General features: G+C 61.5%; 25 protein-coding genes and 2 pseudogenes. 16 read left to right on the forward strand and 11 right to left on the reverse strand.

What is annotated here, in order from left to right; translation table 11 throughout:
- Window positions 1-200 precede the first annotated feature (200 nt).
- Complete coding sequence (locus ACVWY5_RS25410) at window positions 201-467, forward strand: hypothetical protein (RefSeq protein ID WP_028332385.1); 267 nt, start codon at window positions 201-203, stop codon at window positions 465-467.
- A gap of 33 nt (window positions 468-500) precedes the next feature.
- Here ACVWY5_RS25410 and ACVWY5_RS25415 read toward each other — a convergent pair.
- Window positions 501-682, reverse strand: a pseudogene (locus ACVWY5_RS25415) (DUF3606 domain-containing protein).
- Window positions 683-790: 108 nt separating this feature from the next.
- Here ACVWY5_RS25415 and ligD (ACVWY5_RS25420) point away from each other — a divergent pair.
- On the forward strand, window positions 791-1,711 hold the full coding sequence (ligD, locus tag ACVWY5_RS25420; protein WP_028332386.1) for a non-homologous end-joining DNA ligase: 921 nt from the start codon (window positions 791-793) through the stop codon (window positions 1,709-1,711).
- Between the two features lie 126 nt (window positions 1,712-1,837).
- Here the strand turns inward: ligD (ACVWY5_RS25420) and ACVWY5_RS25425 are convergent, their stop codons facing one another.
- Both ACVWY5_RS25425 and ACVWY5_RS25430 read right to left on the reverse strand, forming a co-directional pair.
- Complete coding sequence (locus ACVWY5_RS25425; protein ID WP_038377232.1) at window positions 1,838-2,116, reverse strand: hypothetical protein; 279 nt, start codon at window positions 2,114-2,116, stop codon at window positions 1,838-1,840.
- Window positions 2,117-2,466: 350 nt separating this feature from the next.
- Window positions 2,467-3,084, reverse strand: coding sequence for a hypothetical protein (locus tag ACVWY5_RS25430; RefSeq protein ID WP_028332388.1), 618 nt, complete (start codon window positions 3,082-3,084; stop codon window positions 2,467-2,469).
- A 146-nt stretch (window positions 3,085-3,230) separates the two neighbouring features.
- On the opposite strand from ACVWY5_RS25430, the gene ligD (ACVWY5_RS25435) reads away from it, so the two are divergent.
- A complete protein-coding gene (gene ligD, locus ACVWY5_RS25435) occupies window positions 3,231-4,175 on the forward strand; it encodes a non-homologous end-joining DNA ligase (protein ID WP_028332389.1) in 945 nt (314 codons plus the stop codon).
- An 88-nt stretch (window positions 4,176-4,263) separates the two neighbouring features.
- On the opposite strand, the gene ACVWY5_RS25440 is transcribed toward ligD (ACVWY5_RS25435), so the two are convergent.
- The 3 genes from ACVWY5_RS25440 to ku all read right to left on the reverse strand — a co-directional run bounded on the left by ACVWY5_RS25440 (window position 4,264) and on the right by ku (window position 6,223).
- Complete coding sequence (locus ACVWY5_RS25440) at window positions 4,264-4,728, reverse strand: metallophosphoesterase family protein (RefSeq protein ID WP_028332390.1); 465 nt, start codon at window positions 4,726-4,728, stop codon at window positions 4,264-4,266.
- Window positions 4,725-5,228, reverse strand: coding sequence for an NUDIX domain-containing protein (locus ACVWY5_RS25445; protein WP_028332391.1), 504 nt, complete (start codon window positions 5,226-5,228; stop codon window positions 4,725-4,727). Before ACVWY5_RS25445 ends, ACVWY5_RS25440 begins: the two co-directional genes overlap by 4 nt.
- Before the next feature lie 65 nt (window positions 5,229-5,293).
- Window positions 5,294-6,223 (reverse strand): non-homologous end joining protein Ku, encoded by a 930-nt coding sequence (gene ku / locus ACVWY5_RS25450; RefSeq protein ID WP_028332392.1) that lies wholly within the window; start codon window positions 6,221-6,223, stop codon window positions 5,294-5,296.
- Window positions 6,224-6,367: 144 nt separating this feature from the next.
- On the opposite strand from ku, the gene ACVWY5_RS25455 reads away from it, so the two are divergent.
- The 4 genes and pseudogenes from ACVWY5_RS25455 (at window position 6,368) to dinB (ending at window position 9,086) form a co-directional block, all read left to right on the forward strand.
- Window positions 6,368-6,763, forward strand: a complete 396-nt coding sequence (locus ACVWY5_RS25455) for a hypothetical protein (protein WP_028332393.1) — start codon at window positions 6,368-6,370, stop codon at window positions 6,761-6,763.
- A gap of 43 nt (window positions 6,764-6,806) precedes the next feature.
- Window positions 6,807-7,256, forward strand: coding sequence for a hypothetical protein (locus ACVWY5_RS25460; protein ID WP_028332394.1), 450 nt, complete (start codon window positions 6,807-6,809; stop codon window positions 7,254-7,256).
- 3 nt (window positions 7,257-7,259) lie between these two features.
- A complete protein-coding gene (locus ACVWY5_RS25465) occupies window positions 7,260-7,985 on the forward strand; it encodes an SOS response-associated peptidase family protein (protein ID WP_028332395.1) in 726 nt (241 codons plus the stop codon).
- Window positions 7,986-8,047: 62 nt separating this feature from the next.
- Window positions 8,048-9,086: pseudogene (dinB, locus tag ACVWY5_RS25470) on the forward strand (DNA polymerase IV).
- Between the two features lie 65 nt (window positions 9,087-9,151).
- On the opposite strand, the gene ACVWY5_RS25475 reads toward dinB, so the two are convergent.
- Window positions 9,152-9,598, reverse strand: coding sequence for a hypothetical protein (locus tag ACVWY5_RS25475; RefSeq protein WP_028332396.1), 447 nt, complete (start codon window positions 9,596-9,598; stop codon window positions 9,152-9,154).
- 645 nt (window positions 9,599-10,243) lie between these two features.
- Between ACVWY5_RS25475 and ACVWY5_RS25480 the strand changes: the two genes are divergently transcribed.
- A complete protein-coding gene (locus ACVWY5_RS25480; protein WP_038377234.1) occupies window positions 10,244-10,546 on the forward strand; it encodes a hypothetical protein in 303 nt (100 codons plus the stop codon).
- A 44-nt stretch (window positions 10,547-10,590) separates the two neighbouring features.
- Here ACVWY5_RS25480 and ACVWY5_RS25485 read toward each other — a convergent pair whose 3' ends face one another.
- The 4 genes from ACVWY5_RS25485 to ACVWY5_RS25500 form a co-directional block, all read right to left on the reverse strand.
- Complete coding sequence (locus ACVWY5_RS25485; protein ID WP_028332398.1) at window positions 10,591-10,809, reverse strand: hypothetical protein; 219 nt, start codon at window positions 10,807-10,809, stop codon at window positions 10,591-10,593.
- A 216-nt stretch (window positions 10,810-11,025) separates the two neighbouring features.
- On the reverse strand, window positions 11,026-12,072 hold the full coding sequence (locus ACVWY5_RS25490) for a protein NO VEIN domain-containing protein (protein WP_028332399.1): 1,047 nt from the start codon (window positions 12,070-12,072) through the stop codon (window positions 11,026-11,028).
- 158 nt (window positions 12,073-12,230) lie between these two features.
- Window positions 12,231-12,569 carry a DUF3768 domain-containing protein gene (locus tag ACVWY5_RS25495; RefSeq protein ID WP_028332400.1) on the reverse strand — a complete coding sequence of 113 codons (339 nt, stop codon included), beginning with the start codon at window positions 12,567-12,569 and terminating at the stop codon, window positions 12,231-12,233.
- Between the two features lie 485 nt (window positions 12,570-13,054).
- The gene (locus ACVWY5_RS25500) at window positions 13,055-13,483 is read right to left on the reverse strand and encodes a hypothetical protein (RefSeq protein WP_028332401.1); all 429 of its coding nucleotides are present in this window, start codon (window positions 13,481-13,483) and stop codon (window positions 13,055-13,057) included.
- Between the two features lie 210 nt (window positions 13,484-13,693).
- On the opposite strand from ACVWY5_RS25500, the gene ACVWY5_RS25505 reads away from it, so the two are divergent.
- From ACVWY5_RS25505 to ACVWY5_RS25540, 8 genes are all read left to right on the forward strand, one after another.
- Window positions 13,694-14,338 (forward strand): hypothetical protein, encoded by a 645-nt coding sequence (locus tag ACVWY5_RS25505; RefSeq protein ID WP_028352038.1) that lies wholly within the window; start codon window positions 13,694-13,696, stop codon window positions 14,336-14,338.
- Window positions 14,339-14,480: 142 nt separating this feature from the next.
- On the forward strand, window positions 14,481-15,347 hold the full coding sequence (locus tag ACVWY5_RS25510; RefSeq protein ID WP_321176622.1) for a hypothetical protein: 867 nt from the start codon (window positions 14,481-14,483) through the stop codon (window positions 15,345-15,347).
- Between the two features lie 220 nt (window positions 15,348-15,567).
- Complete coding sequence (locus ACVWY5_RS25515) at window positions 15,568-15,768, forward strand: hypothetical protein (protein ID WP_038377235.1); 201 nt, start codon at window positions 15,568-15,570, stop codon at window positions 15,766-15,768.
- A 6-nt stretch (window positions 15,769-15,774) separates the two neighbouring features.
- Window positions 15,775-16,359 carry a Fic family protein gene (locus ACVWY5_RS25520; RefSeq protein WP_028332404.1) on the forward strand — a complete coding sequence of 195 codons (585 nt, stop codon included), beginning with the start codon at window positions 15,775-15,777 and terminating at the stop codon, window positions 16,357-16,359.
- Window positions 16,360-16,393: 34 nt separating this feature from the next.
- Entirely contained in the window at window positions 16,394-16,807 is a 414-nt protein-coding gene (locus ACVWY5_RS25525; protein ID WP_321176621.1) for a DNA mismatch endonuclease Vsr, read from the forward strand.
- Window positions 16,804-18,300, forward strand: coding sequence for a DNA cytosine methyltransferase (locus ACVWY5_RS25530; protein WP_028332406.1), 1,497 nt, complete (start codon window positions 16,804-16,806; stop codon window positions 18,298-18,300). The genes ACVWY5_RS25525 and ACVWY5_RS25530 overlap by 4 nt, the downstream gene beginning before the upstream one ends.
- Complete coding sequence (locus ACVWY5_RS25535; protein WP_321176620.1) at window positions 18,272-19,798, forward strand: ATP-binding protein; 1,527 nt, start codon at window positions 18,272-18,274, stop codon at window positions 19,796-19,798. Before ACVWY5_RS25530 ends, ACVWY5_RS25535 begins: the two co-directional genes overlap by 29 nt.
- Entirely contained in the window at window positions 19,795-20,184 is a 390-nt protein-coding gene (locus ACVWY5_RS25540; RefSeq protein ID WP_456671709.1) for a hypothetical protein, read from the forward strand. Before ACVWY5_RS25535 ends, ACVWY5_RS25540 begins: the two co-directional genes overlap by 4 nt.
- The last annotated feature ends 695 nt before the right edge of the window (window positions 20,185-20,879 follow it).

Here is a 20,879-nt window from a genome sequence, read left to right on the forward strand (position 1 = left end):
GAGGCAAAGGCGCTCAGAGACCTTGAAACTCGCCATGCGCGACGCGGACAAGGGAGGCAAGGTTACAGCCTAGCTGTTTGCACAGGGCGGCGGAACACGTGGAAAAGCACTTGCCCCCACGATTTGGAATCCCTGCTCTGTGTTAGCAGCCGGAACAATCGAGGGCCGCAAGGATTCGCGCTCGCGCAGGAGCGATTTTGATGCTGATCACCAAGGAGAGGCGGACGGCGATCCGAACGGTACGTGGGTGGGCGATAGCCGTGCTGCAGGAGGCAGGCGCGATCCGCGAATGTGAGTACCACGGCTGGATGCAGGACCGCGCAGATCCGCACGCGCGAGACCGGGCGTTCGAAATCGCCCGCCAGGATGCTCCACCGGGTCTTTCTCCCGAGGAGGCTGCCGGCGCGGTGACCGAGGTCCTGGATTCGATCGGCGATACCTGCCCCGAATGCCCGCTCGAGGTCTAGACAACGCGCTGGAATTCGAAGCTAGCAAAAGACCTAGCGTCCGAGACGCTTCTCGACGCGCTTCCGGCTGTTGCCTACCTTTTGACAGCTTTTTTGACCGCTGACGCTGACCGCCCTGTTTTCTTGGACTCGTACCCTACTTCATGCTTTTGCCCGCCGGCCACACGGGCCCGGTCCTGCTTGCGCCCGCGCGCCGTCTTCTTCGCTGTCGCCATTGGCTCCTCCTGATAGATTGATGATGAGGCAATGCAGCAAAGGATTCCCGGGTTCCGGAACGATTCGAACTGTGTCAGTTTGAATCAGCTGTTGCGTGGAGTGCTTCAGTGGCGTTTCAGCGTAAAAGGTCCGCGGCCATCGGCGTGAAGGCGCCAATGCCCGGCTTCATCGAACCGGCCTTGGCCACCTCGATCGAGAGGGTGCCGTCCGGAGAGCGCTGGATTCACGAAATCAAGTTTGACGGCTACCGGGTCCAGGTGCATCTGGCCAACGAGGCGGCGAAGATATTCACGCGCCGCGGCCACGACTGGACGCACCGCTTCAAGAAGGTCGCCCATGACGCGTGGCGCATCAAGGCGAGCTCGGCCGTCATTGACGGCGAGATCGTCGTCCCCGCCGCCGACGGCAGCACCGATTTCTCGGTGCTGCAAAACGAGCTCAAGGGCAAATCGACGAGCATCGTGCTGGTGGCGTTCGACCTCCTCTATCTGAATGGCCGGGATCTTCGGAAGCTGCCGCTGGTCCAGAGGAAAGCAGAGCTCAGGAAAATCGTAGATGGCACCGACGTCCAGTTCAGCGAAAGCTTCGAGATCGAGGGCCGCGAGATGTTCGCGCACGCCTGCAAGCTCGGCCTGGAAGGTGTGGTCTCGAAGGTACGAGACGCTCCCTATCCGAAGGGCCGTACAGGCGATTGGGTGAAGAAAACGTGCGTCCAGCGCGAGACCCTGACCATCGCCGGCTTCGCGCTCGACGAGGGAAAGTGGGACGGCATCTACGTCGGCCGCCGCAAGGGCGACGATCTGGTCTATGCGGGCAAGGTCGACCACGGGTTCAACAAGGCCTCCGCCGCTGATCTCCAAAAGAGACTGAAGCCGCTGATCCGAAAGACGCAGCCGTACACCAAGCGGATCGCACATAAGGGCGTCTGGGTCGAACCAAAGCTGCTCGCCGAGATCGAGTATCGCGCGAAGTCAGCCGAGGGAAAGGTCCGGCACCCGTTCTTTCGGGGCCTGCGCGAGGACCTGTGATGGATGCATTCGATCGCTTCTGGCAGTGGGCCAACAAGCCCTTGGAAAGTCAACTGACCATACCGGCCGAGCTCCATCGGGCGGTCATGGAGCTCGCTCCCGAGGACCGCCGGGACCGCGCCAAACTCAACGATGCGGCGGCGGGTGCGAAGTATGATAGCCCGTGAAGCCCGAACGCTCTTGGACGTCGCTTTCGTCGGATAGAGGGGCCTGCTTTTCGTGATCCAGAAGGGCTTCGTCCTGCCGGGACTTTGCCCGCTCCAGTTCCGTAGCGAGGGTTTTGAAGTGCTCCGCCAACCGGGTGAACAGTTCGCGCTTCTTCGGATCGGTCGCCAAATCGCGGATCATTTCGCATTCAGCGGTCTGGACTTGAAGTTTCTCGAGATACTCTTGGATGTCTTTCATCGGACATCACCTCGGCGGCTGCAAGCCGGGCGACGACAGCCATTTGTCGATGCGGGAGGCCGTCTCGATTTGCTCGATCTTTTGAAGCAACTCCTGCCTGGCAGCGCCGGGCGGAAGTGTCTCCGCCCGTTTTTCGATCCGCATCTTTTCGGCCGCGAGGCGTTCCGCGAATGAGTGAGGTGTCGACCGTCGTCGCTGCATGACGCTTCTCCGCGTTGAGGGGCGGGAGCGCGACCGGTCTCTCGGTCACCGATAGGAGCCACGCGGTGGGCGGTGATGTCTAAGTAGACAGCCGCTTGGTTCCAGTGTCGAGTCAAATCGGAACCCGCCGTAGCTTTCGAGGCGGCAATTTAACCCCGCGCGCGCCGCAGCGCAGTTTCCAATCGGGCCTTCTCCTTATCCCACCGAGCTTCTTCGGCTCGCGACCTCTTGTCGAGAGCCTCAACCTCGGCCTGGATGGTCGCGGCCCGCTTTGCGTGTTCCTGCTCGGCCTTGTCCAACGCAGCCTGCGCCTTGTCGACCGCCTGCTGTCGCCGCTCACGCTCCTTCTCGCTGGCGGCCTCTTCCTTCGCCCGTTCAAGCGCGCGGCGTCTCTGCTCCCGTTCGTAGGCAAGAGCAGCCTTCCTCTCCGCAGCCTTGTCGACGGGGCGAGAGGAACGCTTTTTCTCCTTTGGGACTTTTGACTTGCGGCCGGCGGTTCTCGTTGGTCCTCCGCCGCCAAGATCGGCGGGCAGTTCAGCATGTTCGCTGAAAGGCTGCTCGGTCCCAACCGGGCGCCTGAGAACGACGCCGGGCTTTGCCATGGTCGCGGCGATGACGTCCGGATCGTAGCTCTCCTTCGCCGCGCCTTGATGGAAGAGATTGCTATCTGCGCCCCACGCTTCCAGGGCCGCCTTCATGGATGGCGCGGCGATCGCCTGATCGAAGAAGCCCAGCGAGGTCTGGAAGGACTTGAGTTTTTTCGCCATCTGTCTCGCCGCCCTCCCCAGTCATCAACGCCTGCGCCTCTGGTCTGTACCCGTGCATGACGGAACACGGCGCGGTCTCGGAGCGTTCCCTAATCCTTGAAGGACGTCCATGCATTTCGCAACGCGCGCTGAAGGATTGGCCTCGAATGAGTCGGACGTCGACCCTGCCCAAGCGCTTGCAGCCGATGCTCGCCACGCCCACCGACGCGCCGTTCAACGACCCCGGCTGGGTTTTCGAGGACAAGTACGATGGCTTCCGGATGATCGCGGAAATTCGGCGGGGCAAGGTTGCCCTCTACAGCCGCAACGGCAAGATCATCAGCCGCAGCTATATCGAGGTCGCCAAAGCGCTGGAGGGCGTGAAGGGCGACGCCGTGATCGACGGCGAGCTCGTCGCCATCGGAAAGGACGGCGTCTCGCATTTCCAGCTGCTTCAAAATGCGCTGCGCCATGAAGCGAAGCTTCTGTATTACGCCTTCGATCTCATGTTCGAGAACGCAGTGGACTTGCGCAGGCAGCCTCTCCTTGAGCGCAAGAAGCGGCTGAAGGCGATTCTGCCGCGGCACCGGCTGATCGCCTTCAGCCCTCACCGCAAAGGAGACGGCACGAAATTCTTCGTCGACGCCGAGCGGAAGGGTTTGGAAGGCCTCATGGCGAAGCGCGCCGACAGCGCGTATGCATCCGGAAGCCGAACCCCGGATTGGCTGAAGATCAAGACGGCAAAGCGACAGGAAGTGGTGATCGCTGGCTTCACAGCGCCCAGGCGCACCAGGCCGTTCTTCGGCGCCCTGGTCCTCGCCGTGCGGGAAGACGATGCATGGCGTTACATCGGACATGTCGGCACTGGCTTCAGCCATAAGGTCCTGGAAGACCTGCATGGAAAGCTCGTGAAGCTGACGGCCCCTAAATCGCCCTTCCCGGCCAAAGTAAAGAACGAGGCCGCCACGACCTGGGTCAGGCCCTCGCTCGTTGCCGAGGTCAAGTTCGCGGAGTGGACGAGCAAGGGCGAACTGCGCCAGCCCGTCTACCTCGGGCTCAGGTCCGACAAGCGGGCGAAGGACGTCGTGCGCGAGCGAGAACGTCCGCGCTAGTAGCGCTCCCCTTCGGGCGTAACCGGGCAAACGGAACGAATAAACGCATTCGCCTCCTCCGCCGTGAATTCCCTGCGCGGTGGTGCGCTCAGCCGCCTCCAAGATCGTGGATTTCCGGTCGCATGCCCTCAGGCGAGACTTCGAGCGTCGCAAGCGTGATCGGCAGCTTGAAGCGCCGCGGTCCCGCGCTGCCGGGATTCAAGTAGAGAACACCACCGACCGTGTCGATCTTCGGCACGTGGGAATGCCCGGAGACAATGACGTCGATGCCGGCGCCAAGACCGGCCTGCAGCGTCTTCAGGTCGTGCAGAACGTAGATCGACTTTCCTGCCAGGCGCACCAGTTTCGTGTCGGGATATTGGTGGGCCCACTCGCCATTATCCACGTTTCCACGGATAGCCGTGAAAGGCGCGATCCGGCGAAGCGCGTCGACGATCTCGGGGCGCCCGATGTCGCCGGCATGAATGATGTGATCGACGCCCGTGAGGCCTCGTTCCGCCTCGGGCCGCAACAGGCCGTGCGTGTCCGAAATGATTCCAATCCTGAACGTCATTTCCCGGCGCTCTCAACCGCGATCGCCAAAAGACGATCGAGAAACTCAACTTGAGCGGACAGCATCTTCGTCCGCGCGAACTCGATATCGAACCATTCCGCGCGGTCGACTTCGGGAAAGCTCTGCCGTCGACCGCTTCGGGCCGGCCATTCGATATCGAAGGTATTGCTGATTAGCGCGGCCGGGTCAAAATGGCCCTCGCCGGAGAATGCGATGACGCGCTTCCCACCTCGCTGTCGGACCTCCCCCAGCGGCTGGAGCGGACCAATCGAAGCGCTCGGGCCGAGTTCTTCGGCAAACTCGCGCCGCGCGACCTGCTCCGGAGCCTCCGTGGCATCGATTTCGCCCTTAGGAATGGACCAGGCGCCATTATCCTTCTTGCGCCAGAACGGACCGCCGGGATGAACGAGCAGAACCTCGAGCCCACGAGCGCCCTTGCGGTAGGCGAGAATGCCCGCGCTCAAGGTTGATCTCCTGGAAGTCCTTTTCAGCGCAGCCATATCGCTCCCTGCCGCGGACACGAAGTAAAGGCCGTCTGGCGTCACTCTGGATGCTTAACGACACGCTAGGCTGACTTCCGCTGCGGTCTGGCCGCTGGCTTCTTCGCGGCCTCCTTGGCCGGTTTCTTGCCGGCGATCGGCATCAGCATTTCCTTCTGCCCGGCCGCCGCCTTGCGCGCCTTCTTGGCTGGCTTCTTCGGCGCCTCTGTCGCTGCCGCCGCGTCTCTTCCAATGCTCTTGCGCAGCGCATCCATCAGGTCGACGACGTTCTCTCCGCGGGGACGCGCCTTCGCGGTGATGGGTTTGCCGGCGCGCTTCTGGTTGATGAGATCGATGAGGGCGGTTTCGTACTGGTCTTCGAACTTGTCCGGCTCGAAATGGCCCGCCTTCTGATTGACGATGTGCCTGGCGAGATCAAGCATATCCTTGGTGACTTTAACGTCCTGAATATCGTCGAAATATTCCTCCGCGGAACGGACTTCGTAGGGATAGCGCAACAGCGTCCCCATCAGCCCCTTGTCCAGCGGCTCCAGCGCGATGATGTGCTCGCGATTTGTCAGCACCACGCGACCGATCGCGACCTTGTTCATTTCGCGGATGGTTTCGCGGATGACAGCGAAAGCGTCATGCCCAACTTTACCGTCGGGTCGCAGATAGTAGGGACGGATCAGATATCTTGGATCGATCTCGCTGCGGTCGACGAACTCGTCGATATCGATCGTTCGCGTCGATTCCAGCGCGACGTTCTCGAGCTCCTCCTTCGTCACTTCAATGAATGTGTCGGTGTCGACCTTGTAGCCCTTGACGATGTCCTCGTTGTCGACCTCCTCACCGGTATCAGCGTCCACCTTGGCGTACTTGATGCGGTGGCCGGTCTTTCGATTGAGCTGGTTGAATGAGACCTTTTCGGATTCCGACGTGGCCGGATAGAGCGCGACCGGACAGGTGACGAGGGAAAGACGCAGGAAGCCTTTCCAGTTAGCGCGGGGGGCCATCGCGGGGGAACTCCATACTGGTGCCGGATTCAAGACGAACGGCCCGGCTTGGTTCCGACACTGCGCCTCTCCCAAAAGAATGAATTTTTCACGAGGAGGGTCAGGACGGACTCGACATTTGTTCTTGTTATGTTCTAATTCGGAATGACCGATCGACCCGCGAGCTGGCGCATGCCGACCCCAAAGCAGATGCAAAAACTGGCCGCTGAAGCTGCTCGTAGACCGGGCCCCTCCACGGCGGCTCCAGATGCGCCGCTCCCGGCAGAATATTGGGAATCGGTCCTGAAAGACCCTCGCGCCGACGAGAGCGGAGCCGAGAGGCGGCAGCGACGTCTTTCCGAGATTCAACGCCATGTGCTGCGCATCTCATGCCGCCGCTGCGAAAGGACAGTGGAAATCCAGAAGGCCGATGCAGTCCGATTGTATGGTGGCAACGCGCTTTGGAAGGACGTGGCGCAGCGGTTGCTCGACAACACCTGCCAGCAGCGCACTGGCAGGCACGAAGAAGACGGGTGCTGGCCGGCGTTCGAGACGCCGTAATTTCCCGATTGCCGATCCGATCTCTTAGCGCCTGGATGTCCGGATGGCTCCGAAGTATCACCCCACGCCCCTGTCGGGCGGCGATCGCAAGGCTTTGGCGAAAGAGCTCGGCAAGGCACGTGCGATGGCCAACATGCTGGCCGCTCAATCGTCGGAGATGCGGGCCAAGGGCGAGGCCATGATTCAGCAAGCTGACAGGCTGCTTTGCGAAAGCTGGAACGAGCGCATGTGGAGCGACGGCGAACCGATCGATCCTTCGCCCACCATCGACCAGGCTGTGAACGGAGGTTTCCCTTGGCTCAAGATCAGGTGCACGCGCTGCAAGACGCCGAGCGACGTCGACCTTGCGGCGATGAAGCACCCGCCCACCACGTTCGTGCACGATCTTGCCAGCCGGCTGCGCTGCCGCAAATGCGCCAAGGCGGGCCGGCGCCCATCCGCGACTCTGCTACAACTGGCTTGGCAGCCTCGCCACCCCAAAACCGAAGCCTGACTGATGTGCAATCTCTATTCGATCACGACAAACCAGGCTGCGATCAGCGCGCTGTTCCGAGTCGTAAACCGATACGTCGGCAATCTCGCGCCGATGCCCGGCGTGTTTCCCGATTACAAAGCAGCGATCGTGCGCAACGGAGCCGAGGGCCGCGAGCTCGCCACGGCGCGGTGGGGGATGCCATCGTCATCAAAGGCACTGATGGACGCCACCAAGAAACGAGCCGAGAAGCTGCAGGCCAAGGGCAAGGCAGTGGATTTCAAGGAATTGCTCCGAATGGAACCGGACGGCGGCACGACCAACATCCGCAACGTGAAGAGCAAGCACTGGGCCCGCTGGCTCGACATTGAAAATCGCTGCATAGTGCCGTTCAACTCCTTCAGCGAATTCAACAAGGCCGAGGGCGGCGACATCTGGTTCGCGCGCGATGAGACCCGTCCCCTCGCCTGCTTCGCCGGCATCTGGACCAATTGGACGTCAGTCCGAAAGGTCAAGGAAGGCGAGACCGCCAACGACCTCTACGCATTCCTTACGACCGAGCCGAACGCAGAGGTCGGCGCCATCCACCCGAAGGCGATGCCCGTGATCCTGACGACGCCGGAAGAGGTCGAGACTTGGATGACCGCTCCACCGGACGACGCCTTGAAGCTGCAGCGGCCCCTACCGGACGGATCACTGCGGATCGTCGCCCGTGGGGTCAAGGAAGATCCGATCGGGCCGGCGGCGTGACCGACGAAGACGACGATCAGGAGTCGGGGCCTCCACGCCAACGCAAGATCATCCACGCCGACATGGACGCCTTCTATGCGTCCGTCGAGCAGCGGGACAATCCGGATCTCCGCGGCAAGCCGGTCGCCGTCGGCGGATCCCGTGAGCGCGGCGTTGTGGCGGCGGCCAGCTACGAAGCGCGCAAGTTCGGCGTCAGGTCAGCCATGCCATCGGTTACTGCGAAGCGGCAATGCCCAGATCTGATCTTCGTGAAGCCCCGCTTCGAGGTCTACAAGGCGATCTCCCAGCAGATCCGCGAGATATTCGCCGAGCACACCCCGATCATCGAGCCGCTGTCGCTGGACGAGGCCTATCTGGACGTCACGAAAAACCTCCAAGGCATTTCGTTGGCGCGCGACGTCGCGTTAGCAATCCGCGGCAAGATCAAGCTTGAGACCGGCCTCAACGCCTCCGCCGGCATCTCCTACAACAAGTTTTTGGCGAAGCTAGCGTCCGATCACCGCAAGCCGAACGGCCAGTATATCATCACGCCGGAGATGGGGCCGGCGTTCGTCGAAAAACTGCCGGTCGGCAAATTCCACGGCATCGGCCCAGCGACCAGCGCCAAGATGAATTCTCTCGGTCTCTATACCGGCCTCGACATGCGCAATCAGACGCTCGAGTTCATGCAAGCCAACTTCGGGAAGGCCGGAAGCTACTACTACTGGATCTCGCGCGGCGTCGACAACCGCGAGGTCCACTCCGACCGGATCCGGAAATCCGTCGGCGCCGAAAGCACGTTCACCACCGACATCACTGGCTTCGACGCCATGGTCGTCGAACTGACGCCGCTCGTCGACAAAGTCTGGCGATACTGCGAGGGCGCCGACAACCGGGGACGCACGGTGACGCTTAAAATGAAGTTCAACGACTTCGAGATCATCACGCGCAGCAGAACCGTCCCCCGTCGCGGTTTCGAGCCGCAGCGACCTGGAACGCCTATCGGTCGCTTTGCTGCAGAACGAGATGCCGATCCCCAAGCCGGTCCGGCTTCTGGGCGTCTCGCTATCGGCGCTTCAACATGTCGACGACGCAGAACCACAGCTGGCGCTGCCGATGTAATCGCGTCAAAACCGATTGCGCAGCCGCACACGTGCCCCGCGTAAGAAGCCCAAGTTTCTTCAACGTCAGCTTTTCTTCTTTGGGACGAACAGAAAATCGAGCCTGCGGATGACTTCGCCGACCACGCGGACGTCGCCGAGGTCGTCGAGCGCGTTGCGGGGCGGCTTAGGACCGTCGTCGAAGACGGAATGGATCGCGGTCAATAGCGCTTCTGGCAGGAACTTCCCTACCTCTTCAGCCAACGCGGAATCTTGGTGAACCGCACCCATCATCAACGAAACCAAAAGCACTTTGCGGGTAGGATGTATCGCTAGTCTCTTTGCATAATCGAGGGCCTGGTCGTTCGTACCCGCTCGACCCACGGTCATGGACATCAGTACAGCCACAGCCGGCGCGCGCGCAGTCAGCTGTTCAATGGTGATAGGGGCGGTATCGGCGATAGCGAGCGACTCGCCGGCGACATAGAGCGCCCAACTTGCGCTCTGAGACAGATTGAGATTCTCGCGCGACACCGCGAGATCGACGACGCGAGTCCGGCCCGCCTCGCCGCCATTCTTGGCAATGGCGATAAACAGTTTGTCGCGTACCGCGGAGTCACGGCTCGTGCTTGCAATCTCAAAGAGCCGGTCAAGCAGACGTTCTGGCAGATCAGGTGACGTCCCCAGGATATCCGCGGCCTTTGTAGCGATCGGATAGTCAGGATCGCCGCCACCGTAGCCGGTATCGGCCGTCCAATCGCGAATGTATTGGGCCTCGTTTTCGTCGTCGGCCGGCCCCTCGGCAAGGCTGTCGAAGTATTTCTCACCGCGAGTACAACGACCTTGATGGCGCGTTCGAGGCCGAGTCGGCCGAGAACAGCCGCGAGTGCATCCTGGTGGATGATGCCGGCTTGCTGAACATCGAAATGAACTCTCGCGCGTTCTACGAACGGCAAGGCCGACGCCGGCCCGAGCCGTTCATCCACCTCGGTGAGCGTGACAGGCTGTCGGGAAGAGCCATTTAGCGAATGTGAAGAGCGCCTGCGGGTGCTCCTCCTCGACCGCGCGCGCCGCTTCCTGGCGGAGCGGGATTGAAATCCGGCTGCCCTGCCCCATACTGCTGCCACTTCCACATACCGTTTCATTCGTTCCACGCGCCTTCGGGCGCGATGAAGATTCATGGAGACAAACAGTGTTGGTCTTAAAGCTGGGCTACAGCCCTCCCGGGTACAGGTGGACCTTCCCCTTGATGGCACGAACAGTCCTGAGGGCATCGACATGACCGGCCTGCCCTTGGGCAAAATCGGCAAGGACGTGACTATCAACGGCGATCTGATCCTCAAGGACACCGGCCTCAAGGAGTTACCGGAAGGGTTGATCGTGACCGGTAATCTCGACCTTACCGGCACGGAGGTCACATCGATTCCTGAAGATGCCAAGATTGGCGGCAAGATCGTCGGGCTGCCGAGGAGAACCATCTAGCGAATGCAAGAGCGCCGCGGGGCGCTCTTTTTGATGGCCGCTGGTCAGTCCTGTTCCTCGACGAGAAAGCCGTCGTCGCCGCTATACTGCCAGGCGAAGGCCTGAGGTCCGAATTCATCCAGGATCTCCCGCGCTTGTGCCTCGGCGTCTTCCTCGGATGGCGCGTCGACGAATAGCTCGTGGGCGTCCCAAGTATATAGCGTTACGTGGTAGGTCTTGAGCGGTTTGTCTTCGGCGGTTGTCGCCAGCGTCTTGTCGTTCACATCGTTATCTCCCTTTGGTTTCGGCCACGCCTTTCGCGGCCGTCGGGAATTTCAAGATGCCGGTGGCACTTGAGCGGGCGCGCAACGGAGGGTCCGGCCGAGGGCCCCGCCATTTTTCGGGAGACGGTTGGATGCCTTGTGCGTTCGCGCCGCTGGCCTATGACCGACATCCAAGCCGCGGCGTGGCGAATCAAACGGGGACAGATCGGACGGGAATCAGCTGCCAAGCCGATAGACGAATGTGACTGGCCTCAGGCGCTCGTCGTCCGGCTTCCATGGACGTTGCAAAGCGATTGTTCCACCTGAGGCCTTGCGTCGGTGCAAGGTGATGCCGTGCAGGACAAACAGCACGCAATCATGCCTTGGGTTCTGGGCGTGCCGTACTTCGTTCGGGGTCAGCACAATCTGCTTGCCGGCCGTGGTCGTGCCCTTCACTTCGACATGCAGGACCCGGCTGCCCTTCCTGCATTCCAGGTCATAGCTTCGGGTTTTCGAGACATCCTCGACCCGGTAATTTTCCTTCCTGAAATAGCGCTTGGCGATATCCATCGAATGATCTTCGATGGCCTTCCGCTCCGCCGCGGTGCGAGCAAAACCCTGACCACCGGCACCGGCACCGGCCAGGGCGTCCTCGGCCGCGGCTTCAACCTCTTCCTCGATGGCGGATTCGGGAGCAGTCAACACGTTCGGGCCCTGGTAGTTGTCGATGTAATCGAGCGCGTCCTCTATCCAGCGGCCCGGCTTCGGCGTGCCGTCGGCTTCCAGGGAATAGCAAACGTTGGACCGTCCAAACGCACCCTCCACCCGCGACGGGACCCGGTGCCGGCGTTTGCCCGGCGGCAGCAGAACGCAATCCTCCACAAGGGCTTTGCAGAGATGGCCGTACGCCTTCGGCTTGCCTGGCGAAGGCCGTATCCGCTCGCGCCAGACTTCGGCGTTCCTGTACCACCCGACAATCCAGCAACCGCCACCGACGGGCGCTTTTGCGACAAAAACAACAAGCACCTCCCGCAAACTGTCCTTCCCGGCGACGACGGGGTCGATGCGTTCCAGATTGAGGACTTCACTCCTCATGTTCGGCTGGAAATAACCGTAGAGCCTGCCGGCGGCGGGGTGGAAGTTATAGGCTTCGTGGCCAATGTCGTCTTTGTTGTAACCGCCGCCCCCGATTGGCCGCTCGTCGCCTTCACGGGGCCCGTCGTACGCCAGCATCCAACCGATGCGCGCAAACACGACGCGCCGCTTTCCGTTGTCCGATGCCACGAATCCCCCAACCTTCCCCGCCTTGGCCTGGCCAGATTATCACGCGTCTGGGTCAAACAAAAAAAAGCGACTTGTCTCGATCCACACGAAGCGGGTCCGGGGCACGGTGACAGAACCGTCAGCCCCGCCGCAAGCGGGGCTTTTGCTTGACGGCGAGCTTAGTACTCGTCGGCCCGCATGATCGTCATCACCCGCTGCGTAACTGCCGGGTCAGCCGGATCAGGCGAATGTGCCGTCTTGGACAGATCGTAGTAGTCGATCTTGAAGAAGTAGCGGACTGAATCGAAGTCGATCGAACCTAAATCGTGCTCGCCGTGCGGGTCGTTGTCCCGCGTGAAGCTGTCGAACGTGCGTACCGCTTCGAGCAGCTCGGCCTGGCGGCCGGTTTCGAGGCTGGTCACGCCGGGTGTCAGCAGGACGGTCCCGCCGAAGACCAGGGTGCGCCTGAAGCTGTCGTTGAGGCTGCGGATTTTTGCGGCGTTGGTGTCGTTGAGCATTTGAGGTTCTCCCGTTGGTTATCGGCGGCGCCATCGCGGCCGGTCGGGAGAATTCAAGGCCCGCAGCTCCAGCGGGCAGGCACAGGGTGGGTTCGCGCGAGGCTCCGGCGCGCAAGCTTTGCGCGTTGGATACGCATGGATGCCCTTGCCGGCACGCGCTTGGGGGCCTATTCACCCGATCTTGCCGGCCGCGGGCGTTGACCGATCCAAAGGGGGATGGCTCAAGCGCGACAATGAGACAAATCCTGCGGCGGGCCGGTACTTTCGCGCCGTCAGTGATGAAATCGGCGTCTGGGAGCGAGCCCTGAGCCCGAGCGAGGTGGCACCGCTCAATCGACCACCACGCGGCGCCGGCGGGTTTGACTACCAGCCTCTGGCGAGGGGTTTCGACCCGCAAGGCAAGCGCGGACCTTTGCACGATAAGACTGGGCCGGCCCCGGCACGAAAGAGGCGGCCCGAGGCCGCCTCCCATCTTGTGCATCGCACTACTTGTAGTGCGCGATGATATCGATGCCCGACGAGCCACCTTCGGCGCCGGCGCACCAGCCGCCGCCGACCTTGACTCCGAAGGCCTTCGGCGGATCGACCCAACGGCCCGCGCCGCGCGCCGAGACCGTGTAGGCGATCGTGTGATCGTCCTTCCAAACGAAATCGCCGTAGGAGTGACCGTTGTTTGCGGCGGTCACCCGCACCTCAATCCCGTCCAGCGGACCGCCGTGGTACGAGCGGTCCAGACGCTCCGGGTGCGGCACCGTCGTGGTGTACGAGCGGGACTCGGCATGGCAACCGGTCGCCGTCACTACCACGCTGGCGATCTTGACCTGCGCAGGTAGTTCCTCGTCAGCTTGGCCGGGCGACATGCCGCCGACGACAGCCAGGGCCGCCGCCATAAACACCTTCAGATATTGGTCCATCAGACCCTCCAATCGTGCCGGCTGCCGGCCGGCTCGGTGAGCCTTTTGGCGGCTCACAAGGACATGGCGGATTGGACAGAACTGGTCGAAAAAAAACGTTCCGCCAGCAAAATCTCGTTGTTTTTCAGCGCATTGGTGATGGTTAACAAGATTTAATGTTTCAGGCCTGAGACTTGTGCCTTGACCGACCGGAGATACCTGAATTGTAGAATGCAGAAAGCGGCTACCCGAATGTCTTTTGATGTACAGCGCACGCTTCGCAACATTCGGGCCATGCATTGGCGGGCAAACGCTCGGACCCACGAAGCCCCACCTGAAATCGATCAGAACCGATTGCGGGATGCCCGGCAGCTGCAACTCTCCGGCGACTACGAAGCATCAGTCGCGTGTGTGCAGACCGATCCTAACTGGAAGCATGACCCGAGGGCGTGGCGGCTGATTGGGCTCTGCAGCCAAGGCTTGGCGCGCTATGAAGCAGATCCGGTCCGACGGAAAGAACTTTACCTGCTGTCTGAAAAGGCGGCTGCGATTGACCGTGCCCGACGGGTCACTGAAACAGCCGAGGCCGATATCAATCTCGCGGCCAGCCTGCTCGATCAGCAGCGATATCCTGAGGCTCTCGACGCGGCCATAAGGGCTCGTGATACCGACCCCCAATTGCCCACGGCTCATGTTGCCGTTCTGTCAGTCTACAACCGCCAGCATCGAAGTGAGGCGGTCAGATACTTGCAACATTTGTTGTCTCATGAGTCGTGGATTTTTGAAAGCGTGATTTTCCTCGATCATCTCGCGACGGATCCAGACTTAGCCCACCTCTCGAAGCACATTACATCAGCCAATAGGAGTTCCTCATGACACCTCTCATCGCACCACTGCTGAGCCTTGTGTTCGCAATCTCATTTTGGGTTCTCTCATGGGCACCTGCCCTCGCTGTGATTGGTACCCATAACTGAGAACGCTAGAGAGCTGAGGCCGCAGCCAGAGCCCTGGATGGCACATGCAGTATTCAGACGAAGATCTGCTGTATGCTCTTCGAACCGGCTCTGTCGGCGAGCGGTATCAGCGCGTGATCGTAGTCTTCCACGGCATGTTTGCGCAGCATGGTGAGGCTGTGTCCGCTCGCATCAAGACCCGAGCTTTGGCAGCGCATCTGGATCCCGATGTAGTGCTTAACGAAACGATCCAGAGTGCAATGGGGCACCTTGAGCGACAGGCGCTTGAAGAATCTCCGGAAGACTCGAACGTGCTTGAAGCGCCGGTGGAAAATGTGGCGGCAGACGCCAACGGCCGTTTCGAGTTTACCGGGCGTCCGGGCTTTGAGGACTGGCTCTTGGTGATCTGCGGCTCCAGCAAATTCCTGAAAAATGGCGGCATCATACCGACGCTCCTGGGCAAGCGGCGTAGAACTGGACGTCGAGAGCAACTCGTCTCCGAGCATGTCGGCGTGGTCGACGAGAACCATGACGAGACTGCCGCCGTACTCCGGTCGATCAACCTTGAAGAACTCCTCGAAGGCGTTGATCCGGTTGATCGTTGCCTGTTCGAATTCAACAAGGCCGGCTTGAGCGGCGCTCCCTCCGCCGAGACGGTGATCAGCCACGCTGGTGCCTACGGACTAAGCCCGGCGTTCGTCACAGCGTTGACTCATCGCGCAAGACTGATGACCTGGCCCAAACGGCGAGGACGCTGTATCACGCAGCAAGAGCTATCGATACTCTTCCAGCTCCCCGATGATGAAGTGACCAACCGAATCCGCGCAACGATGCAGCTGGTCCGCAAGAACCTCGATCGCACCGTTGCCCCCTACCCGCACTGGAGTGCCGCCTGCGGTCGACGAAAAATGCATCCGGATGCCGAGTACTAGGACGCCTCTATTATCGGACCGCTCAAACACACTTCACGTATGTCCCCTGTTTGAGCCGACGTAAGGCGAGCTTTCGGCTTACGTCGGCGGTGATCCTGCGCGAAGCCGGGCGGGTTCAAAACCGCAAAGCGCCGAGTCTGCGATTATGCCCGCTGGCACGTCTCCTTGCGGCTTGTCATTGCCTCGTGCGAGTCGGACCGAACTGTGCTATTACCCGCCCATGGCTCCAAAGAAACCATCTTCGAAGAAGGGCAAGGCCTCCGGCTTTGTGATCGGCAGCACGCGCTTCAGGAAGATCAGCGCGGTGGAAGGCATCGTCTATTCGCCGAAGATGAAGGGCAGCACCGCGATCGCCGAAAGCAAGGCCCGCACTCCCGAAGAGCGTCGGAAAGCAATCATCAAGGCCTACCGCAAGGCGTAATCCGGCATGTATGATGCTGTTGCCGATGACTACTGCTATCCCGGCACGACCGTCCTCAAGAACAGGCTCGATCTCAGAGACTCGGACGAGCTTGACGCGTTCGAAGCGGAAGTAAGCGACGCGAGAGCGGATGAGGAGCTTCCGGCCGGAGACCTCGATTTCGCGCACTTCAAGGCAGTTCACGGACATCTGTTTCAGGACGTCTACGACTGGGCAGGCGAGTTTCGAACTGTCCGCATATCCAAGGGCGGCAACATGTTCTGCTTCCCGGAAAATATCGAGGCCCAGCCACAGAAGCTGTTTTCACAGCTGAAGAAGAACGGATTTCTGACCGGGCTGGAGCCCGACAGGTTCGCCGAAAAGGCGGCCCACTTCCTCTCGGAACTGAATGTCATTCATGCGTTCCGCGAGGGCAACGGTCGCACTCAGCTTTCGTTCTTCCTCGTGCTGGCGGATCACGCGGGACATCCGATCGATCTCGACGACCTCGATCCCGACGCCTTCCTCAAAGCGATGATCGCCAGCTTTGATGGCGACGAGGAGTCACTTGCCGCGGTGATCCAGAACCTGGTCGCCGACCAGGCCGAGTAGCGGCATCGGCAGCTGCGTACAGGGACGTTGCATCGTGGCAGACATCGTTACTCCGGCTCGTCGCTCAGAGATCATGAGTCGCATCCGGGGAAAAGGAACCAGGCCCGAGCTGCTGGTCAGAAGCACCGCGCACCGTCTCGGTTTCCGGTTCAGGCTCCATGTGAAGAAGCTCCCCGGGTCGCCGGACCTGGTGTTTCCCGGCAGGAAGACCGCCCTCTTCGTCCATGGCTGTTTTTGGCACAGGCATGAGGGGTGCCCTTATTGCTATGTGCCTAAGTCGAATATACAATTCTGGCGCGAAAAATTTAAGAAGAACGTGCTGCGCGACGAACGCGTAAAGACGGGGCTGGAGGGTATGGGTTGGCGGGTCGCAGTCATCTGGGAGTGCGAAACGGCGGATCCTGACGGCCTGCGAAAAAGGTTGAAGGGATTGCTGGGCCGCCGATGATTGCCGCAGATGCTTTGCTGATTCGCCAGAAGAAGCTTGCCCGCCTCCGCACGGGCAGGAGCCCGCGCGCCCTCGAAATCTGTTCGGGCGCGGGCGGCCTCTCGCTGGGGCTGCAGACCGCCGGCATCGAGCTTGCCGCCCATATCGAGATCGATCCGGAAGCCGCGCGGACCTATGCGCTCAACTTCGCCAATGGTCGCGACCTTGAGGGGCCGTGGGCTCTGCCGCGCGACATGGAGCGCATTTCGGCCGGACAGCTCGTCACCGAGCTGGAGCTGCCGACCTCCGCAGCGGATTCGTTTGACGTTCTGGCCGCCGGACTCCCCTGCCAGGCCTTTGCCCGGATCGGTCGATCGAAGCTTCGTTCCATCTCCGGGGGTGAAGAGGATGCGTTCCAGAAGGACCCGCGCGCCTCGCTCTATCGCCGCTTCCTGAAGTACGTCGAGGATACGCAGCCGCTCGTCATCGTGATCGAGAACGTGCCCGACATTCTCAACTTCGGCGGCCACAACGTCCCCGAGGAGATCTGCGAACATCTCGAAGCTGCCGGGTATTCGACCGGCTATACGCTGCTGAACGCGGCCTATTTCGGCGTGCCGCAGATCAGAGAACGATTGTTCATCGTGGCCCTCGCTCATGTCCTCGGGCAGAAGCCACGGTTTCCTGAACCGACCCATTTCGCCGAGCTGCCCAGCGGCTATCAGGGTTCGCGGAGAGTTGCGCTCAAGCACGTGGACCAGGCCAGCGGGCGCTTTCATCAGCTCCATGAGCCGGCGGAGACCTTGATACCGGCAGTTGGCACCAGGGAAGCGCTTGGCGATCTTCCGCGGATAACAGAGCATTTCAAGGAGCCGCGGACCATTCGCCGACGCAGGCTGACCGACGAACTGTCCTACCGTGAACTCAGGAAGGGCATTTCAGACTATGCCCGCATGATGCGCAGCTGGCACGGGTTCTCTCGCGACGAGGGCACCGACGGTCATCTTGTCCGCCTCACGCCGCGCGATTTCCCCATTTTTGAAGCCATGGAGCATGGGGCGGACTATCCGCAGGCGAGGAAGATCGCTGAAGAGATGTTCGAGCAGGCCCTGCGCAGAAGGCGCCTGACCGGCGCCCACAAGAACTCTGCGGCCTATCGTGACCTCAAGGCCGAGATCGTCCCCCCCTACGACCCGGAAAAGTTTCCGAACAAATGGTGGAAGCTCGATCCTTCCAGGCCGTCGCGCACGCTGACGGCCCACATGGGAAAGGACACCTATTCGCACATTCATTACGACAGCCAGCAGTGTCGGACGATTTCCGTGCGCGAAGCCGCACGACTTCAGTCCTTCCCCGACGGCTTTGTCTTTGCTGGCGCGATGAACGCGGCGTTCCGGCAGATCGGGAATGCCGTTCCCCCCCTGCTCGGCCTTGCCGTTGCGAGAGTGCTGCGCGAGCAGCTGGATCTGGCCTCCCGGTCTGCTGATGGCTCCAACGATCGTCGGGTTGCCTGAGGACATGGCGCGAGAGCGGCCAGTCGAGATCACGCCCTCTGCTGCAGCGCTCGTCGAATCCCTCAGAGGGTTGGGATATTCACCTGAAACCGCAGTGGCCGACCTGATCGACAACAGCATTGCCGCGCGCGCGGCGACCATCGAGCTTGTCGTCGAATGGAACGAAGGTACTCCTCAGGTCGCCCTGCTGGATGATGGCGATGGCATGGATCGCCGCACGCTTGGGGAAGCCCTGCGACTGGGCGGCATCGGCCCGACAACCGAACGCATGGCAAGCGACCTCGGCAGGTTCGGCCTGGGACTGAAGACGGCATCCCTGTCGCAGTGCCGACGGCTCACGATCATCAGCAGGAATTCCGGCAGGACGTCGGCCCTGGTGCTCGACGTTGACGAGATCGCCAGGCGCGGCTGGTTTGCGACGCCTCTCACGGCGCTGCCGCAGCATCCGTTGACGGAAAAGCTCCTGCAGCTTGAACACGGCACCCTCGTACTCTGGGACCGGATGGACTCGCTGGGAGGTCTTTCGGGGCTTGGAAAGGAAGCCTTCTATCTTCGACTTGAGGACATCCGCGCCCATCTCGGCATGGTCTTTCATCGCTTCATCAATGGTGATGCGACCAGCCTCGCGATCCATCTTAACGGGCGACCGGTCAAGGCCTGGGACCCGTTCCAGATCGGACACCCTGCAACACGGGAGCTGCCTTCCGAACGGGTCCGCCATGCGGGTTCCGTCTTCATCGTCAGACCGTATGTGCTTCCGCACCGCGATCGATATGCAAACGAAGCGGAATATGAATCTGCCGGCGGTCCTGGCGGCTGGGGAGCGCGTCAGGGCTTCTACGTCTATCGAGGCAAGCGGCTGCTCGTCGCGGGCAGCTGGCTGGGGCTAGGCGGCGCGCGAACCTGGACGCGCGACGAGGCCAGCCGTCTGGCCCGGATCGAGGTTGATCTTCCCACCAGTCTGGACCGCGACTGGCGCATCGATGTCCGCAAGTCCCAGGCACGTCCGCCCGGCGCGCTCCGTGCGCGACTGACGGCCATCGGAGGCCGCTGCCGGCAGGAGGCGCGCGAGGTATTCGCGTTCCGAGGTCAGGGCCCGCGCCTGCACGGCGCACCCCACACTGCACCCACGGTCTGGCTGACTCAGCAGGGACCGAAAGGGCTTCAGTACAGGATCAATCGCAGTCATCCTGCGATAGCGGCCTGCCGGGACAGCGCAGGAGGCGTACGCGCCTTCGATGCCGTTCTGTCCCTCATCGAGCGCAGCGTCCCGATCGAGCGCATCTGGCTTGACGTATCGGAATCCGAGGGTGCCGACGCGCCCCCGATGGGAGCGGACGAAATTGCTCAGCTGACCGATCAGCTGCTTGAACTTGGCAGAAGGCTGCCGGCATCGCTGACACCTGACAAGCGAGCAGACCTGCTGCTCCTCAATCTTCCGGGCGACCTGACGCAGGTGAGATCGGAGCTGCTGCGCAAGATGGGAGGGGTACCATGACGGACGTCGTCGAGGCACTTGCGTTGAGGGCCAGAAAGATCCTGCAGGTGCAGCAGGAAGCCGGCGAAGCGATCGATCGCGACGCCATCGCCAGAATGGTCGAGCTGGACGCGCAGACGTTCAGCATGATGACCCGGCAGCCCGTCGGCCCTGAGCAGAAGGAGGCTGCCGTACGCCTGCTCCTGACCATCTTCGTGACCGAGCAGGGACCGGCACTCACGTTGCAGGACAAGGAACGGCCGGCGCCCTGGTATCTCGGCGACCGTCGGCAGCCGGGGCCGTTCATGCAGCGGTACGTCAACAAGCTGGGAGGAAGACGGCTGGCCCGAAGACTCGGTGCGGGAGCTCAAGAACAGCACTGCCAGGATTCTGGAGGTCATGGATGACCCTCAGCGTCCGGGAAGCTGGGACTGGCGGGGCCTTGTCGTGGGTGACGTGCAGTCGGGCAAGACCGCGAGCTATGCCGGCGTCGTCAACCGCGCAGCTGACGCGGGATATCGCATCATCATCATCCTTGCGGGCATGCACAAGATCCTGCGCCTGCAGACCCAGAAGCGTTTTGACAAGGACTTTCTGGGCTACGATACGAATCCCAAGACGCGGCGCCCAAATCAGCCCATGCGGACCATCGGGGTCGGCAATTTCAACGCGCAGCTTATCGTCGACAGCCTTACGATGGCTGATCCGAACGGCGACTTCAATCAGCGCATGGCCGACCAGGCCAACTTCTCACCCGTCAATCAGCCATGCCTTCTGATCGTCAAGAAGAACGCAAAGGTCCTCGAAAACCTCAACAACTGGATCGCGCGCCTGCCGGGACCTGCCAAGGCAGCGCCGGTACTTGTCATCGACGACGAGGCCGACCAGGCCTCGGTCGATACCGGCGATCAGCCCTTTCTTGAGGACGGCACCTTCGAGCAGGACTACGATCCTAAGCGCGTCAATGGTGAAATCCGGCGTCTGCTGATGTCGTTCGAGCGTCGAGTGTACGTCGGATATACGGCGACACCGTTTGCGAACATTCTCATTCACGACGAGCGGTCGGCAAAGGATTATGGCCCGGACCTCTTCCCGTCGACCT

The organism is Bradyrhizobium sp. USDA 3256 (assembly GCF_054058275.1).

Bases quoted from the DNA above. Each gene is read 5' to 3' on its own strand.
- ACVWY5_RS25410 (WP_028332385.1), top strand. From the start codon at position 201: ATGCTGATCACCAAGGAGAGGCGGACGGCGATCCGAACGGTACGTGGG.
- ACVWY5_RS25425 (WP_038377232.1), bottom strand. From the start codon at position 2,116: ATGAAAGACATCCAAGAGTATCTCGAGAAACTTCAAGTCCAGACCGCT.
- ACVWY5_RS25430 (WP_028332388.1), bottom strand. From the start codon at position 3,084: ATGGCGAAAAAACTCAAGTCCTTCCAGACCTCGCTGGGCTTCTTCGAT.
- ligD (WP_028332389.1), top strand. From the start codon at position 3,231: ATGAGTCGGACGTCGACCCTGCCCAAGCGCTTGCAGCCGATGCTCGCC.
- ACVWY5_RS25440 (WP_028332390.1), bottom strand. From the start codon at position 4,728: ATGACGTTCAGGATTGGAATCATTTCGGACACGCACGGCCTGTTGCGG.
- ACVWY5_RS25445 (WP_028332391.1), bottom strand. From the start codon at position 5,228: ATGGCTGCGCTGAAAAGGACTTCCAGGAGATCAACCTTGAGCGCGGGC.
- ku (WP_028332392.1), bottom strand. From the start codon at position 6,223: ATGGCCCCCCGCGCTAACTGGAAAGGCTTCCTGCGTCTTTCCCTCGTC.
- ACVWY5_RS25455 (WP_028332393.1), top strand. From the start codon at position 6,368: ATGACCGATCGACCCGCGAGCTGGCGCATGCCGACCCCAAAGCAGATG.
- ACVWY5_RS25460 (WP_028332394.1), top strand. From the start codon at position 6,807: ATGGCTCCGAAGTATCACCCCACGCCCCTGTCGGGCGGCGATCGCAAG.
- ACVWY5_RS25465 (WP_028332395.1), top strand. From the start codon at position 7,260: ATGTGCAATCTCTATTCGATCACGACAAACCAGGCTGCGATCAGCGCG.
- ACVWY5_RS25480 (WP_038377234.1), top strand. From the start codon at position 10,244: ATGGAGACAAACAGTGTTGGTCTTAAAGCTGGGCTACAGCCCTCCCGG.
- ACVWY5_RS25495 (WP_028332400.1), bottom strand. From the start codon at position 12,569: ATGCTCAACGACACCAACGCCGCAAAAATCCGCAGCCTCAACGACAGC.
- ACVWY5_RS25500 (WP_028332401.1), bottom strand. From the start codon at position 13,483: ATGGACCAATATCTGAAGGTGTTTATGGCGGCGGCCCTGGCTGTCGTC.
- ACVWY5_RS25505 (WP_028352038.1), top strand. From the start codon at position 13,694: ATGCAGAAAGCGGCTACCCGAATGTCTTTTGATGTACAGCGCACGCTT.
- ACVWY5_RS25510 (WP_321176622.1), top strand. From the start codon at position 14,481: ATGCAGTATTCAGACGAAGATCTGCTGTATGCTCTTCGAACCGGCTCT.
- ACVWY5_RS25515 (WP_038377235.1), top strand. From the start codon at position 15,568: ATGGCTCCAAAGAAACCATCTTCGAAGAAGGGCAAGGCCTCCGGCTTT.
- ACVWY5_RS25520 (WP_028332404.1), top strand. From the start codon at position 15,775: ATGTATGATGCTGTTGCCGATGACTACTGCTATCCCGGCACGACCGTC.
- ACVWY5_RS25530 (WP_028332406.1), top strand. From the start codon at position 16,804: ATGATTGCCGCAGATGCTTTGCTGATTCGCCAGAAGAAGCTTGCCCGC.
- ACVWY5_RS25535 (WP_321176620.1), top strand. From the start codon at position 18,272: ATGGCTCCAACGATCGTCGGGTTGCCTGAGGACATGGCGCGAGAGCGG.
- ACVWY5_RS25540 (WP_456671709.1), top strand. From the start codon at position 19,795: ATGACGGACGTCGTCGAGGCACTTGCGTTGAGGGCCAGAAAGATCCTG.